The sequence below is a fragment of the Streptomyces sp. Ag109_O5-1 genome (assembly GCF_003814875.1).
Lineage (GTDB): Bacteria > Actinomycetota > Actinomycetes > Streptomycetales > Streptomycetaceae > Streptomyces > Streptomyces sasae.
The window spans coordinates 3,590,233-3,606,276 of the sequence record NZ_RKQF01000001.1 but is presented as its reverse complement, the minus strand read 5'-3'; the positions used below and the strand labels follow the sequence as shown (position 1 = coordinate 3,606,276).

The 16,044-nt window shown below is 73.5% G+C and carries 10 protein-coding genes; 8 read left to right on the top strand and 2 right to left on the bottom strand.

Features of this window, described 5'->3' with window-relative positions:
• Positions 1–132: 132 nt before the first annotated feature.
• The 7 genes from EDD90_RS16090 to EDD90_RS16060 all read left to right on the top strand — a co-directional run bounded on the left by EDD90_RS16090 (position 133) and on the right by EDD90_RS16060 (position 10,802).
• Positions 133–402, top strand: coding sequence for a YlxR family protein (locus EDD90_RS16090; RefSeq protein WP_123973676.1), 270 nt, complete (start codon positions 133–135; stop codon positions 400–402).
• A gap of 154 nt (positions 403–556) precedes the next feature.
• Complete coding sequence (gene infB / locus EDD90_RS16085; RefSeq protein ID WP_123973675.1) at positions 557–3,682, top strand: translation initiation factor IF-2; 3,126 nt, start codon at positions 557–559, stop codon at positions 3,680–3,682.
• A gap of 374 nt (positions 3,683–4,056) precedes the next feature.
• Positions 4,057–4,350 carry a DUF503 domain-containing protein gene (locus tag EDD90_RS16080; RefSeq protein ID WP_123973674.1) on the top strand — a complete coding sequence of 98 codons (294 nt, stop codon included), beginning with the start codon at positions 4,057–4,059 and terminating at the stop codon, positions 4,348–4,350.
• Between the two features lie 38 nt (positions 4,351–4,388).
• Positions 4,389–4,850 (top strand): 30S ribosome-binding factor RbfA, encoded by a 462-nt coding sequence (rbfA, locus tag EDD90_RS16075; protein WP_123973673.1) that lies wholly within the window; start codon positions 4,389–4,391, stop codon positions 4,848–4,850.
• A complete protein-coding gene (gene truB, locus EDD90_RS16070) occupies positions 4,847–5,752 on the top strand; it encodes a tRNA pseudouridine(55) synthase TruB (protein WP_123973672.1) in 906 nt (301 codons plus the stop codon). The genes rbfA and truB overlap by 4 nt, the downstream gene beginning before the upstream one ends.
• Before the next feature lie 262 nt (positions 5,753–6,014).
• Positions 6,015–9,731, top strand: a complete 3,717-nt coding sequence (locus EDD90_RS55465) for a trypsin-like peptidase domain-containing protein (protein WP_123973671.1) — start codon at positions 6,015–6,017, stop codon at positions 9,729–9,731.
• 120 nt (positions 9,732–9,851) lie between these two features.
• Positions 9,852–10,802 (top strand): bifunctional riboflavin kinase/FAD synthetase, encoded by a 951-nt coding sequence (locus tag EDD90_RS16060; protein ID WP_123973670.1) that lies wholly within the window; start codon positions 9,852–9,854, stop codon positions 10,800–10,802.
• Between the two features lie 67 nt (positions 10,803–10,869).
• Here the strand turns inward: EDD90_RS16060 and EDD90_RS16055 are convergent, their stop codons facing one another.
• Together EDD90_RS16055 and EDD90_RS16050 are read right to left on the bottom strand one after the other, a co-directional pair.
• Positions 10,870–14,625: an SCO5717 family growth-regulating ATPase gene (locus EDD90_RS16055; protein ID WP_123973669.1), complete on the bottom strand. Its 3,756-nt coding sequence runs from the start codon at positions 14,623–14,625 to the stop codon at positions 10,870–10,872.
• A 463-nt stretch (positions 14,626–15,088) separates the two neighbouring features.
• Positions 15,089–15,382, bottom strand: coding sequence for a DUF397 domain-containing protein (locus tag EDD90_RS16050; RefSeq protein ID WP_123973668.1), 294 nt, complete (start codon positions 15,380–15,382; stop codon positions 15,089–15,091).
• Between the two features lie 269 nt (positions 15,383–15,651).
• Between EDD90_RS16050 and rpsO the strand changes: the two genes are divergently transcribed.
• Positions 15,652–15,939: a 30S ribosomal protein S15 gene (gene rpsO / locus EDD90_RS16045; RefSeq protein WP_030041128.1), complete on the top strand. Its 288-nt coding sequence runs from the start codon at positions 15,652–15,654 to the stop codon at positions 15,937–15,939.
• Positions 15,940–16,044: the final 105 nt, after the last annotated feature.

Here is a 16,044-nt window from a genome sequence, read left to right as displayed (position 1 = left end):
CCTCGGGCCCTCGTCCGGGGTTCACCCGGACGAGGGGAATAGTTCCAAGCCGTAGGTGGCTTGGATTACGACAACAGCCGTTCGATCTTTGCCCCGAAGGGGTGAGGTCGGTGCGGGGAGGTAGACTTAGCAGTGTCTGGCCGGACGCGTGCCCGCGCATGCCCTGAGCGCACCTGTGTGGGGTGCAGGCAGCGAGCGGCCAAGACCGAACTGCTGCGGATCGTGGCGATCGAGGACGAATGTGTCCCCGATCCTCGCGGTACGCTGCCCGGCCGGGGTGCGTATGTACACCCCGCCCAGGTCTGTCTGGACCAGGCGGTGCGCCGCCGGGCACTCCCGCGGGCGCTGCGTGCCCCGGGTCCGCTGGACGTAAAGGCGTTGCGCCGGCACGTCGAGCAGTAACACCGTAAGAAGCGTCGTTCGGAACGTCCGTGCGGCTCTGGTACCCCGCGAGTTGGAAGTAGGTCGAGATTGCGATGAGCACTCGATGAGCACGCGATGAGTACGCCCATGAAGTAGCGACGGTCCGGACGCACCCGGACCTAAAAGGAGCGAAGTGGCTAAGGTCCGGGTATACGAACTCGCCAAGGAGTTCGGGGTTGAGAGCAAGGTCGTCATGGCCAAGCTCCAGGAACTCGGTGAATTCGTCCGTTCGGCGTCCTCGACGATCGAGGCGCCCGTTGTACGCAAGCTGACCGACGCCCTCCAGGGTGGCGGCAGCGGCAAGCCCGCCCCGCGCAAGGCGGCCCCCAAGCCCGGCGCGCCCTCTCCGGCGCAGTCGGCCCGTCCGGGTGCCCCGAAGCCGGGTGCCCCACGTCCGGCTGCCCCGCAGCCCCCTGCCGCGCCCGCGGCTCCGGCGGCGCCCGTGGCTCCGGCGGCGCCCGTGGCTCCGGCTCCGGTCACCCCCGCGCCGGCCGCCTCCGGCCCGCGTCCGGGTCCCAAGCCCGCCCCGCGTCCGGCCCCGGCCGCGCCCGAGTTCACGGCCCCGCCGGCGCCTCCGGCCGCCGCGGCGCCGAGCCCGGCCGCCGCGCAGGGTCCGCGTCCCGGTAACGCCCCCCGTCCGGGTCAGGGCGCGCCGCGTCCCGGCGGTCGTCCCGCCCCCGGTCAGGGCCAGGCCCGTCCGGGTCAGGGTGCCCCGCGTGCCGGTGGCCAGGGTCAGGGTCAGCGTCCCGGCGGTGCCCGTCCGGCCGGTCCGCGTCCGGGCAACAACCCCTTCACGTCCGGTGGCTCCACCGGCATGGCCCGTCCGCAGGCCCCGCGCCCGCAGGGCGGTCCGCGCCCGGGTGGCCCCGGTGCCCCCGGCGCCGGTCCCCGTCCGCAGGCGCCCGGCGCCCAGGGCGGCGGTCCGCGTCCGCAGGCTCCCGGCGGTGCCCGTCCGAGCCCGTCCGGCATGCCCCGTCCGCAGGGCGGTCCGCGTCCCGGCGGCGGCTCCGCGGGTCCGCGTCCTAACCCCGGCATGATGCCGCAGCGTCCCGCTGCCGGCCCGCGTCCCGGCCCCGGTGGCGGCGGTCGCGGTCCCGGTGGTGCGGGTCGTCCCGGCGGCGCCGGTCGTCCCGGTGGCGGCGGCGGCTTCGCCGGTCGTCCCGGTGGCGCCGGCGGTGGCGCCCGTCCGGGCGGTGGCGGCGGCTTCGCCGGCCGTCCCGGCGGCGGTGGCCCCGGCGGCGGTGGCGGCGGCTTCGGCGGCGGTCCCGGCGGTGGCGGCGGCGGTCGTCCCGGCTTCGGCGGTCGTCCGGGCGGTCCCGGTGGCCGTGGTGGCACGCAGGGTGCCTTCGGCCGTCCCGGCGGTCCGGCGCGTCGCGGTCGCAAGTCGAAGCGGCAGCGTCGCCAGGAGTACGAGGCCATGCAGGCCCCGAGCGTCGGCGGCGTGATGCTGCCGCGCGGCAACGGCGAGACCATCCGTCTCTCCCGCGGCGCGTCGCTCACCGACTTCGCGGAGAAGATCAACGCCAACCCGGCGTCCCTCGTCGCGGTCATGATGAACCTCGGCGAGATGGTCACGGCCACGCAGTCCGTCTCCGACGAGACGCTGCAGCTCCTCGCGGGCGAGATGAACTACGCGGTTCAGATCGTCAGCCCCGAGGAGGAGGACCGCGAGCTGCTCGAGTCCTTCGACATCGAGTTCGGCGAGGACGAGGGCGACGAGGAGGACCTGGTGGTCCGTCCGCCGGTCGTCACCGTCATGGGTCACGTCGACCACGGTAAGACCCGACTGCTCGACGCCATCCGCAAGACGAACGTCATCGCGGGCGAGGCCGGCGGCATCACCCAGCACATCGGTGCCTACCAGGTCGCGACCGAGGTCAACGACGAAGAGCGCAAGATCACCTTCATCGACACCCCGGGTCACGAGGCGTTCACCGCCATGCGTGCCCGTGGTGCGAAGTCGACCGACATCGCGATCCTGGTCGTCGCGGCCAACGACGGCGTCATGCCGCAGACGGTCGAGGCGCTCAACCACGCCAAGGCGGCCGACGTCCCGATCGTCGTCGCGGTCAACAAGATCGACGTCGAGGGTGCCGACCCGACCAAGGTGCGCGGTCAGCTGACCGAGTACGGCCTGGTGGCCGAGGAGTACGGCGGCGACACCATGTTCGTCGACATCTCCGCCAAGCAGGGTCTGCACATCGACTCGCTGCTGGAGGCCGTGGTCCTCACGGCCGACGCCTCGCTCGACCTGCGGGCCAACCCGCACCAGGACGCGCAGGGCATCTCGATCGAGTCCCGCCTCGACCGCGGCCGTGGTGCCGTGGCGACGGTCCTCGTCCAGCGAGGCACGCTGCGGGTCGGCGACACGATGGTCGTGGGCGACGCCTACGGTCGCGTCCGCGCCATGCTCGACGACAACGGCAACAACGTCGCCGAGGCCGGCCCCTCCACGCCGGTCCAGGTCCTGGGTCTGACCAACGTCCCGGGCGCCGGTGACAACTTCCTCGTGGTCGAGGAGGACCGTACGGCCCGCCAGATCGCGGAGAAGCGCGCCGCCCGTGAGCGCAACGCCGCGTTCGCCAAGCGCACCCGCCGCGTGTCCCTCGAGGACCTGGACAAGGTGCTCAAGGCCGGCGAGATCCAGCAGCTCAACCTCATCATCAAGGGTGACGCTTCTGGTTCCGTCGAGGCCCTGGAGTCCTCCCTGCTCCAGCTGGACGTCGGCGAAGAGGTCGACATCCGCGTCCTGCACCGCGGTGTCGGTGCGGTCACGGAGTCCGACATCGACCTGGCGATGGGCTCCGACGCCATCGTGATCGGCTTCAACGTCCGCGCGGCCGGCCGCGCGGCGCAGATGGCCGAGCGCGAGGGTGTGGACGTCCGGTACTACTCGGTCATCTACCAGGCGATCGAGGAGATCGAGGCGGCCCTCAAGGGCATGCTCAAGCCGGAGTACGAGGAGGTCGAGCTCGGTACGGCGGAGATCCGCGAGGTCTTCAAGTCGTCCAAGCTGGGCAACATCGCCGGTGTCCTCATCCGCTCGGGCGAGGTCAAGCGCAACACGAAGGCCCGCCTCGTCCGCGACGGCAAGGTCATCGCGGAGAACCTCAACATCGAGGGTCTGCGCCGCTTCAAGGACGACGTCACCGAGATCCGCGAAGGCTACGAGGGCGGTATCAACCTCGGAAACTTCAACGACATCAAGATCGACGACGTCATCGCGACGTACGAGATGCGCGAGAAGCCGCGGGCGTAAGGCCGACGGTTGGTGCCGGCCGACGGGACTTCGGTACCGTCGGCCGGCACTTTTCCCGCCGAGAGGTGACCGCCGCGGACTCCGCCTTCACCCACCCGCCACCCGACTCGGTGAGCTGACAAGGCGCCCCCCAGGGCGGTGCCTTCCCGGCCGACCGAGTCGGGTGGTGGGTGAGCGAAGGGCCGGGGGCCGGGGCGGAGCCCCGTGGCGGGGCCTCTCGGCCCACCGAGTCCGGCGGGCGGGTGGGGAAAGTCCCGGGTCCGGGGCGGAGCCCTGTGACGGCCGGGGAAAGTCGGTCGAGCCCCCGGCAGGGACGGGGTACCGTTCCTGACAGGGCCATCGATCCCGTACCGGCGGGTTAACCGGATACATACATGTACGTGGGGACCCTGTCCTTCGACCTCCTCCTCGGCGACATCCACTCGCTCAAGGAGAAGCGCTCCGTCGTCCGCCCGATCGTCGCCGAACTCCAGCGGAAGTACGCCGTGAGCGCGGCCGAGGTGGACCATCTGGACCTCCATCGCAGGGCCGGTATCGGCCTCGCCATGGTCTCCGGCGACGCCGCGCACCTGACCGACGTACTCGACCGGTGCGAACGGCTGGTCGCCGCCCGCCCCGAGGTGGAGCTGCTGTCCGTCCGACGGCGCCTCCACGGCGACGACGACTAGACCTGAGAACGACAAGAAGAAAGAACGGGAGCGGACCAGTGGCCGACAACGCGCGAGCGAAAAGGCTGGCGGACCTCATCCGAGAGGTGGTGGCCCAGAAGCTGCAGCGCGGGATCAAGGACCCGCGGCTCGGCTCGCACGTCACCATCACGGACACCCGGGTCACGGGTGACCTCCGGGAGGCGACCGTCTTCTACACGGTGTACGGCGACGAGGAGGAGCGGCAGGCCGCCGCCGCCGGCCTGGAGAGCGCCAAGGGCATTCTCCGGTCCGAGGTCGGCCGGGCCGCCGGCGTGAAGTTCACGCCGACCCTCGCCTTCGTCGCGGACGCCCTGCCGGACACCGCCCGCAACATCGAGGACCTCCTCGACCGGGCACGCCTGTCCGACGCGAAGGTCCGCGAGGCCTCCGCGGGCGCCGACTACGCCGGAGACGCCGACCCGTACAAGAAGCCGGGCGCGGACGAAGAGGCCGACGAGACGGACGACGCCACCGAATGACCAGCAAGCCCACCCCGCCCGACGGCCTTGTCATCGTCGACAAGCCGTCGGGCTTCACCTCGCACGACGTCGTCGCCAAGATGCGGGGCATCGCCCGCACCCGGCGCGTCGGGCACGCCGGCACCCTCGACCCGATGGCCACGGGCGTCCTCGTCCTGGGCATCGAGCGGGCGACCAAGCTCCTCGGGCACCTCGCCCTCACCGAGAAGGAGTACCTGGGGACCGTCCGCCTCGGACAGAACACCGTCACGGACGACGCCGAGGGCGAGATCATCTCGTCCACCGACGCCTCCAAGGTCACCCGCGAGGCCGTCGACACCGGCGTCGCCAAGCTGACCGGCGCCATCATGCAGGTGCCGTCCAAGGTCAGCGCCATCAAGATCGACGGCGTACGGTCGTACAAGCGCGCCCGCGAGGGCGAGGACTTCGAGATCCCGGCCCGCCCGGTGACCGTCTCCTCGTTCGCCGTGTACGACGTCCGGGACGCCGTCGCCGAGGACGGCACCCCCGTGCTCGACCTGGTCGTCTCGGTCGTCTGCTCCTCGGGCACCTACATCCGCGCCCTCGCCCGCGACCTGGGCGCCGACCTGGGCGTCGGCGGCCACCTCACCGCGCTGCGCCGGACGCGCGTAGGGCCGTACAAGCTGGATGCGGCACGCACCCTCGACCAGCTCCAGCAGGAGCTGACCGTGATGCCGATCGCCGACGCGGCGGGCGCCGCCTTCCCGCGCTGGAACGTCGACGCCAAGCGGGCCCGGCTGCTCCTCAACGGCGTGCGCCTGGAGATGCCCGACGAGTACGCGGGCGCCGGCCCCGTCGCCGTGTTCGACCCCGAGGGGCGCTTCCTCGCGCTCGTCGAGGAGCAGAAGGGCAAGGCCAAGAGCCTCGCCGTGTTCGCCTGAGGTCTGCCCGTGGAGCGGCGACCACGGGGTCTGCGCCGCCGCCGCTCCACGGTCCCCCCTCGGTTCCCCCACCCCTAGGGTGTATCCACCCGCTCCGGGCTATTCACCCGACCGAGCAGGCGCTCGGAGTGAACCGGGGGAGCGGAGGGGGGCGCGTTCAAGGCCCGCTCTGTCCCACTGATCATTTCGCGCCTACGGTCGGAGAACAGGGCCTGCTGGATCCGCCGGACCGGCCCTGAGGCACGGGCGGGGAGGTTCGATCATGGCGGGACGCGGTCCGCGGACCGGGAGCGGTCGCCGGACGGCGGACGGTGCGGGGGAGGCGGAGCAGGAGCCGGGGCGGGAGTCGGGGCCGGCGCTCGACCACCGGCTGGTCCGGGTCCGCGACCTCGCCGGACGCCCGCGCGGCATCGGCTTCCTGGCCGACCACCACGGGACGCTCGTCACCAGTCACGAGGCGGTCGACGGCCTGGCCCGGATCGTGCTGCACGTGGCCGGGAACCGCACCTGCGTGGTCGCCTCGGACGCGGTCACCCCACTGCCCGCCCACGACCTGGCCCTGATCCGCACCGAGGGTCTCGGCGTGGACCCGCTCCCGATCACCGTACGAGAGCGGATCCCGGCCGGCACCTATGTACGGATCGCCGCAGACCGCTGGCGCGAGGCCCGGGTGCTGGCGGCGACCCAGGTGACGTACACCGCCACCGACCGCTTCCATCTCGTCCAGGACGCCCTGGAGTTGGCGATCGGAACGGCAGGCCGGGACGCCCTGCGACTCGGCGGCGGAGCGGCCGGGGGACCGGTACTGGACGCGGAGACCGACGCGGTCCTCGCCGTCCTCGGCACCGCCCTCCAGTCCGGCCAGCGGGACGTGGGCTTCGCGGTTCCCTTCCACCACCCGGCCCCGGGTCCCCTGTCCGACCTGCTCGCCCGCAACGCGGCAACGGTCCCGGCCTACGGCATCGACCTCAATCTGGCCGGCGTACTGGAACTGACGGCGACATCCGTGGCCCAGGACGGCCCCCCGGGCGCCCTGGCCGGCTACATCGGCGCGACGGTTCCGCGCATGTCGCCTCACATGTCGGCGCCCCGCACTGGAGCGCCCCGAAGGGGCGCGGGAAACTGCGCGACCAGCCCCCACCCACCCGCAGCCGCTCCACCACCTTTCACGGCACGCGCAGGCGAATACACCGACCCCGTCCACCCCGTGGACCGAGCCGCAGTCTCAAAGGCCTTGTCGGCCTTCGCCGAAGGCACCGGCACCGGAACCAACACCGGAATTGTCCTGGCCCTGGTCGGCTCCCCCGGCACCGGCCGCACCACAGAGCTCGCCACCCTCGCCGCCCGCCGCAACCGCGAAGCGAACCCGGCTCCCACCCTCTGGCTCCGCGGCGCCGACCTCAAGGACGCCGACGACTCCGTGGCCGACGCGGCCCGCCGCGCCCTGGAACGGGCGGTCCGGATCGTCGCCGCCTCCCGCTCCCAACTCCCGGGCGATCTTGGTGAGTTGACGGCAGAACGGCTGGCCCGCCGGGCCGCCCGCGCCGGACGCCCACTGCTCCTCCTGCTGGACGGCCCCGAGGAGATGCCCCCGGTCCTCGCCCACCGGCTCTCCACCTGGACAGCGGGCACCGTGGACTGGCTGCACGACACCGGCGCCCGCCTCCTCGTCGCCTGCCGCGAGGAGTACTGGGAGAGCGCCGGCGCGGAGTTCCCACCCGACCTGCTGCACAGGCACGGGCGGCACAGCCAAGGCGGCAGCGAGCCGCCGTGCATCCGGCTCACCGACCTCACCCCCGACGAGGCCCGCCACGCCCGCTCCCGCTACGGCATTCCCGACGGCACCCTCATCGACCGCGACGCTCGCCACCCCCTCGCCCTGCGCCTGCTCTCCGAGGTCCGCGCCGCCCTCCCGGACGCCGCCCCGCCGGCCGACGGCCCGATCGACCGGCACGACGTCTTCGCCGCCCACCTCGATCTGATGTGCCTGCGCATCGCGGTCCGGCTGGCCGCCGAGAACGGCCTGCGCGGCAAGGCCGTACGACGCCTCGCCGCCCGCGTCTCCGGCCAGGTGCACGAGGCCGCACGGCGCAGCCTCGGACCGGGGCAGGGAGAGCTGGACCGGGAGACCTTCGAGGCGGTGTTCCCCTGGGGGCCCGTCCCGGCCCACCTCGGCGGCGGCTCCGGCTGGGCCTCCGCCGTACTCACCGAGGGCCTGCTGGTGCCCGCCGGCGGCGGCTACCGCTTCGCCCACGAGGAACTCGCCGACTGGATCCAGGGCATGCACCTGGACCTGGACGAGGCCCTGCACGCCCTCGTCCACCGCCCCCGCAACCCCCAGGACGCCCACCCCCTGCCCGTCCCGCACCACCGGATCGGCCCGGTCGTCCAGGCCCTGCTGTTCCTCGACCGCCAGCACGGACCGGCCCAGCTCGGTCCCCGGCTGACGGACCTGGCGCATGCCCTCGACCTCGACCCCGGATCCTGGTGGGCCGCGCGGCTGCTTGCCCAGACCCTGCTGCAGCTGCCCGACGCCACGCCGTACACCGGCGTGCTGCGGCTGCTCGCCGACCGGGTCGTGGGCCGGGCCGCCGGCCGGCAGCGCACCGCTCCCGCCGAGTTCGGGCCGGACTTCTGGACCGCGCTCGCCCTGCCCGACACCGAACGCTTCGATCTGCTGCGGCGGTTGGTGCTCGCGGACGAGCCGCTGCCGGAGAGCGTGGGCCTCGGTCGGTTCGGAGCCCGGCCGACCGCGGAGGGTACCGAGGACACGCTCCCGCGCTACCTGGACGCCGTCGCCCGGCTGCTCGCCGCCGACCCCGCCGCCGTACAGCCGTATCTGACCCGGTGGTTCGACGACGAGCGGCCGTTGCCCGCGACGCCGCACGCCACCGTGGCGACCGCGGCGCAGGCGCTGCTGCACACGCATCGGCACGGGGCGCTGGACGAGCTGACCGAGGTGCTGGTCGACGCCGCGCACCGGCGGGGCGACGAACTGCTCGCCGTGCTCGCCGAGGACGAGCCGTCCGCGGTGTGCCGGGCCGTCGACCGCTGGGCGCACGACGAGCGCCCGGCCCGCCGGGTGGCCGCCGTCGCCCACGGGCTGCGTGCCGCCCCGCACGTCCGCGGCGAGCCCGACCGCGGACTGCTCCGCTATGCCGCGCTCGCCCTGCTCGCCCGCCCCGCCGACTGCACCGTGCACGGCGGCGCGCTCGCCCTGCTGATCCGGGACCCCGCGACCCGCTCCCGCCATCTCCCGCAGGCGCTACGGCACTTCACCACCGGCGACCCCCAGCTCACGCCCGCCGCGCTGGTACCCGCCCTGGCCACCCATCCCGAAGAGGTACTGGAGGCCTTCCGCGCCCGGCTGCGCGGACCCGACGCCGGACAGATGCTGCGCACCCTCGCCGATGTCACCACGCCCGGCTTCGCCCAGCGGGTCACCGAACTGGTCCTGGAGGCCGCCGAGCTGCGGCCCGGGCTCGCCGGGCAGGTGGCCGGGTACGTCGAGCGCCGTCTCGACCGGGGCGCCGAGGCCCGCGCCGGCCTCCTGCCACTGGTCACCGGACTGCTCGACGACGGCCCCGAGCCGGTGCGGGCGGCCCTGGCGACCGTGCTCGGCGCGGCCGGCACCCCCGCCTCGCGGCCACTGCGCCGGGAACTGCTGGAGTTCCTGCTCGCCCGTGAGCGGGATCCGGGCGTGCTCGACGCGCTGCTGCACGCGGCCGCCGTCCAGCGCGAGGACGCCGCCGACGAGATGCGTGAGCTGGTCAGACGCACCGGGATGCTGCTCGTCCGCACCCCTGACGGGGCGACCCGCTTCGACCGCGGCCTGGTCGACCTCGGCCGGCACGTGCCCGGATTCGCCGCGCTGATGGCCCGCTGGCTCACCGACACCCCGGAGGAATGGGCCGCGGTGGTGGGGCCGAGCACCCGGCGGATGCTGGGGAACCTGGCGGGTGTCCGGGTGCCCGCATGAGGCGGCGGGTGCGTGCGCCCGGTCACAGCGACCGTGCCGGTGTGAGCCGGGTGCGCCAAACATGGCACCCTTAGACCTGCGTAAGAGGGACAACCGACACAGGTTCGAGGAGCGGACACAGTGCAGCGCTGGCGTGGCTTGGAGGACATCCCCGAGGACTGGGGGCGCAGCGTCGTCACCATCGGTTCCTACGACGGGGTGCACCGCGGTCACCAGCTGATCATCCGGCATGCTGTGGACCGCGCCCGTGAGCTGGGCATCCCCGCCGTCGTCGTCACCTTCGACCCGCACCCCAGCGAGGTCGTCCGCCCCGGCAGCCACCCGCCGCTGCTCGCCCCGCACCACACCCGCGCCGAGCTGATGGCGGAGCTGGGCGTGGACGCGGTGCTGATCCTGCCCTTCACCACCGAGTTCTCGAAGCTGTCGGCCGCCGACTTCGTGGTGAAGGTCCTGGTCGACAAGCTGCACGCCAAGGCCGTCGTCGAGGGCCCGAACTTCCGCTTCGGCCACAAGGCCGCGGGCAACGTCGAGTTCCTGGCCGAGCAGGGCAAGGTGTACGACTTCGAGGTCGAGGTCGTCGACCTGTACGTGCGCGGCGAGGCGGGCGGCGGCGAGCCGTTCTCCTCGACCCTGACCCGCCGCCTGGTCGCCGAGGGGGACATGGCCGGCGCCCGGGAGATCCTGGGCCGTCCGCACCGGGTGGAGGGCGTGGTCGTGCGCGGCGCCCAGCGCGGCCGCGAGCTGGGCTTCCCCACGGCCAACGTCGAGACGCTCCCGCACACCGCGATCCCCGCCGACGGCGTCTACGCCGGCTTCCTGCACGCCCAGGGCGAGGCGATGCCGGCCGCGATCTCCGTCGGCACGAACCCGCAGTTCGACGGCACCGAGCGCACGGTCGAGGCGTACGCCATCGACCGTCTCGGCCTCGACCTGTACGGCCTGCACGTCGCCGTCGACTTCCTGGCGTATGTGCGCGGCCAGGCCAGGTTCGACTCCCTCGACGCCCTGTTGGAGCAGATGGCCGAGGACGTCAAGCGCTGCCGGGAACTGGTGGCGGCCGAGGAGGCCTGACCTGTCGGTCGACAACGCCGAAGGGCGGCCGGTGCGCTGAGGCACCGGCCGCCCTTCGGTGTATCGGTCACTGCTGCGGGGGCTGGCCCTGCGGTGCCTGCGGCTGCTGGGGCGGCTGCGGCGGCTGCGGCGCCTGCGGCGCCTGCGGCGGCTGCGGCGCCTGCGGTGCCTGCGGCGCCTGCGGTGCCTGCGGCGCCTGCGGTGCCTGCGGCGCCTGCGGTGCCTGCGGCGCCTGCGGTGCCTGCGGCGCCTGCGGTGCCTGCGGCGCCTGCGGTGCCTGCGGCGCCTGCGGCTGGCCGGGCTGCGGGAAGCCGTAGCCGTCAGGCTGGGCCGGGGGAGCGGCGGGCGGCTGGGCGCCGGCCTGCGGGTAGCCGTATCCGGGCTGCGGCTGCGGGGGATACGGCTGTCCCGGCTGCGGCGGGTAGGGCTGGGCGGCGGGTTGCGGCTGGCCGGGGTGGCCGTACAGCTCCTGCTGCGGAGGCTGTCCCTGCTGGGGCGGGTACGGCTGCTGGGGCGGGTACGGCTGTCCCGGCTGCTGCGGGTACGGCTGTCCCGGCGCGTACGGCTGTGGCTGTCCGGGCGCGTACGGCTGCTGCGGCTGGCCCGGTGCGTAGTGCTGCTGGCCGGGCAGCGGCTGGCCCGGCATCGGCGGGGCGGCCACCGGCGGCGGGTTGCCGTCGCTGGTCCACAGACCGTGCATCTGCTGGTGCCGTACGAAGTCCTCGGCGACCATCGCCGAGAGGTTGAAGTACGCCTCGCGCACCTTGGGCCGCATCATGTCGAGGTCCACCTCGGCACCGGCGGCCAGGTGCTCGTCGAAGGGGACGACCAGGACACCGCGGCAGCGCGTCTCGAAGTGCGACACGATGTCCTCGACCTTGATCATCTTTCCGGTCTCGCGGACCCCGGAGATGACGGTGATGGACCGCGAGACGAGGTCGGCGTACCCGTGCGCGGACAGCCAGTCCAGCGTCGTACTGGCGCTGCTGGCACCGTCCACCGAGGGGGTGGAGATGATGATCAGCTGGTCGGCGAGGTCGAGCACGCCACGCATGGCGCTGTAGAGCAGACCGGTGCCGGAGTCGGTGAGGATGATCGGGTACTGCCTGCCGAGGACGTCGATCGCGCGCCGGTAGTCCTCGTCGTTGAACGTGGTCGAGACGGCCGGGTCGACGTCGTTGGCGATGATCTCCAGGCCGGACGGGGCCTGGGAGGTGAACCGCCGGATGTCCATGTAGGAGTTGAGGTACGGGATCGCCTGGACGAGGTCACGGATGGTGGCCCCGGTCTCCCGGCGCACGCGGCGGCCGAGCGTACCCGCGTCCGGGTTGGCGTCGATGGCGAGGATCTTGTCCTGGCGCTCGGTGGCGAGCGTGGAGCCCAGCGCGGTGGTCGTGGTCGTCTTGCCGACACCGCCCTTGAGGCTGATCACCGCTATCCGGTAGCAGGACAGCACCGGCGTGCGGATCAGGTCCAGCTTCCGCTGCCGCTCGGCCTCTTCCTTCTTTCCGCCGAGCTTGAACCGGGAGGACGCGGCGGTGGGCCGGCCGCTCTTCGCCTTCTGCTTCTTGTTGTTGAGCAGCCGGTCGGAGGACAGCTCGACGGCGGCGGTGTAACCCAGCGGCGCGGCACCGGGGTTGGTCATCTGCCGCTGGTCGTGCTGGATCGGCTGCGGCCAGGCGGCACCGGCACGGGGGTCGACCGGGGGCTGGGGGGCCTGCGGCGCCTGCTGAGGCGCCTGCTCGGGCTGCGGTGCCTGGGCGGGCGGAGCGGCTGGAGCCGGCTGGGCTGCGCGTGGGTCCTGGGGAGCCTGCGGCTGCGGTGCCTGCGGTTGCGGCCGGCCGGGCTGCGGGAAGCCGTAGCCGTCGGGCTGGGCCGGGGGCGCCGGGGGCTGAGCTGCGGCGAGGGGGTAGCCGTAACCGCCGGGCAGGGGCGGCTGGGGCGCGGGGGCGCCGGGGTAACCGTAGCCGGCCTGTGCGTCGGGGGCCGGGGGCTGGGCGCCGGGGAGGGGATAGCCGTAGCCGTCCGGTGCCTGCGGCGGGACGGGGGTGCCCGGCTGCGGGAAGCCGTAACCGTCCTGCGTATCGGGCACGGGGCGCTGCGGGGGCGCGGGCTGGTTCCAGGCGGCGGGCGCGGGCTGCGGTGCCTGCGGCTGGAACGGCTGCTGCTGACCGGGTACACCGGCCGGGCCCTGCACGGGTGCCGGCTGGGGCTGGGGCTGCTGCTGACCGGGCGCCGGCTCCTGCGGTGCGGGCTGGGCCGGCCACTGGGCGGCCGGGGCGGGGGCCGCGGGCTGGTAGGACGGCGGCAACGGCGGGACCGCGGCCGGCGGTGTCGGCGGGGGAGCCCAGGCGGTGGGCACGATGTCCTCGGGAGCCGGAGGCGGGTCCTGGGGGGCGGGGGGTGCGCCCTGGGGTTCGGCGGCTACGGCGGCACCGGTCTCGGAGCGGGCCTCCTCGTCGGCACCGTCGTCCTCGCGGCCGGCGTCGGCGTCGAGGACCGGGACCTGGGGCTCGTCGTCCTCGGTGTCGTCCGGCGGGGCGGCTTCCCGGGCGGGCTCGTCCGTGCCGTCGGCTTCGGCGGAGACGGCCTCGTCGAGTACGGCCTCGTCCTCGTGGCTCTCGTCCTCCTCGGAGCCGATCACGTCGATGGTGACGTGGAGAGAGTCGTCCACGTCGGCCGATGCCGGCACCTCGGGTGCCTCCTCCTGCTCCTCGCGCTCCTCGACCGAGTTCTCGGCCTCGGCCTCGGTCTCGGAGGCCACCGGGAGCACGACGACGTCGGCGCCCGCATCCTCTTCCGCTTCATCGGGGGTGCCCTGATCAGGGGCCTCGCTCCTGGGCGCGGCAGCCTGCCCGGCGGCCGCCTCGGCCACCTCGCGCTTCACCGCGGCGGCGGAGAACCGCATCGTCGCACCGCCCTCCAGGTCACCGTTGTCGGGCTCGGGCTCGGGCTCCGGCGCCTGCTCCTCGGCAGCGGGCCGCTGCGGCTCGAAACCGACGGGCAGCCCGGGCACCGCGGCCGGGGTGAACGGCGCGGTGGGCGGGACGGCCGGTGGGGCGGGCGGCACGGGCGGAGCGGCCGGCACCCCCGCGTTCGCGCTCGGAGCCGGCGGAGTGAAAGGTGCTCCCGGCGTCGAGGCGGGCGGCGCCGTGAAGGGTGCCCCAGGTGCCGCGGTCGGGGGCGGCGTGAAGGGCGCCCCCGGCGTTGACACGGGCGCAGGAGTGAACGGCGCGCCGGGAGTTGACGTGGGCGGCGGGGCGAAGGGTGCCCCGGGTGTCGAGGTGGGGGCAGGGGTGCCCGGGGTGCCTGGCGTCGCGGCGGTCGGAGGTGTGAAGGGGGCGCCGGGAGTTGACGCGGGCGGAGGCGTGAAGGGTGCCCCCGGGGACGACGTGGGCGGCGGAGCGAAGGGAGCGCCGGGCGTCGGCGCGGGCGGCGGGGTGAACGCGCCCCCCGGCGCCGGTGTCCCGCCCCGCTGCCCCTGCTGGGCATGCGGAGGAGGGGTCAGTCCGGGGATCGGCGCACCCGGCGGGAACGGCGAACGCGGCTGAGCGGCAGGCGCCGTACCGGCGGCCGGGGCACCCGCACCGGCCCCCGGCCCGCCCGGCGCACCGGACGTACCGCCGGCTCCCGGGGCGTCCGTACCCGGCGCGCCGGAACCGTCGGCTGCCCCAGGTCCCCCCGCCGCGTTCTGCGTGTACCAGGCGGGCGGCGCGTAGTCGATGGTGAACTCGCCCGTGATCTCGTTGAGGGACTCCGCGTCGGGCTGGTCATCGCCGGGTGTGGCCCAGCCCCCGCGGATCCCGTCCCGATCGCTGCTCACAGTTCCTCCTGGTGTGGTCGAGCACCCTCATGCCGTGCCGGCGCGACGACCGTGTCGTGTCGTTCTCAGCATCCGTATTCGTTCGAGGTAGTCCGATCCACCGGCTCTCCCCCTTGGGACTTCGACGCCGTGTTCACGGTCCTGACGTCGCACCCCCTCCCAGCCTAATCACCAGCTGCCGCACCTCGGCAGGCCCGTCCGTCTCTCGGCCGAAGCCCACCTGGTCACACCCTGCCCGGAAGTGGTGCGCGGGGCTTTCCAGTTACCGAACAATCGATGAACAAAACGGGCAAGAACCGTCAGTTCGGGCGCCAGTTGGCGCCTCCCGTCGTGCGTGCGCGTGAACTGGCCCCGGAGGCCGCGGCATTGCGCACGGACGCGCCGACGTCAGGCCGTGAAAAGGGCGGCACGCATGCGTGCCGCCCTGCGGTCACCCTGCACCGGGCGACCGGGTCATCGCCGCTCACTGTGCGGCGAGACCTCCGTTGCGCTCGTTCGGCTCCAGATCGAACTCGCCGTCCCGTGCGCCCAGCACGAACGCGCGCCACTCCGCCTCCGTGTACCGCAGCACGGTGTCCGGGTCGAGCGACGAGCGCATGGCCACGGCCCCCTCGGGCAGGTAGGCGATCTCGACCCGCTCCTCGTCCTGCTCGGTACCGGGCGCGCAGTGCCACTCGACGCCCGAGATGTCGAGCGCGTAGAGCTCGTCCCGTTCCCGCTCCTTGCGCGCCTTCATCTCCTCAGCCGTCTCGCTCATGCCGCAGCGACCCCTTCCCGACGTACCTAGGCTGTGACCGCCACACTACTGGCGGTCGAACCGGCGCGTACTTTCTTCCACAACCCCCGGACAGGGCCCCCCACCGGCACTGGTACCCTTGACGACGGCCGTTTGTGTACGCACCTCCGGAGTCCCCAGTGAACCCCGGAGGCCGTGCCCGGCCGATCCCGCCTCCCGAGTTCTGGAAGCTTCCCCGCGATGAAGACCGGGGGCGCTCGGGGGTCATTCACAGACTATGAGGAGTACGCGTGTCGCTCGACGCCGCCACGAAGAAGCAGATCATCTCCGAGTTCGGCACCAAGGAGGGTGACACCGGCTCTCCCGAGGTCCAGGTCGCCATGCTGTCGCGCCGGATCTCCGACCTGACGGAGCACCTCAAGACCCACAAGCACGACCACCACTCCCGCCGTGGTCTGCTGATCCTGGTCGGCCAGCGCCGTCGCCTCCTGCAGTACCTGGCGAAGAAGGACATCCAGCGCTTCCGTGCGCTGGTCGACCGCCTGGGCATCCGCCGTGGTGCGGCGGGCGCCAAGTAAGTCGCAGTGAAGGGAGCGGTTCCCGGAATCACCGGGGCCGCTCCCTTTGCCGTACGTACGGAAAGTACTGCCGCAAGCGCTGCCGCAAGTACTCCCGTACGTGGG

Bases quoted from the DNA above. Each gene is read 5' to 3' on its own strand.
- truB (WP_123973672.1), top strand. From the start codon at position 4,847: ATGACCAGCAAGCCCACCCCGCCCGACGGCCTTGTCATCGTCGACAAG.
- EDD90_RS16080 (WP_123973674.1), top strand. From the start codon at position 4,057: ATGTACGTGGGGACCCTGTCCTTCGACCTCCTCCTCGGCGACATCCAC.
- EDD90_RS55465 (WP_123973671.1), top strand. From the start codon at position 6,015: ATGGCGGGACGCGGTCCGCGGACCGGGAGCGGTCGCCGGACGGCGGAC.
- EDD90_RS16050 (WP_123973668.1), bottom strand. From the start codon at position 15,382: ATGAGCGAGACGGCTGAGGAGATGAAGGCGCGCAAGGAGCGGGAACGG.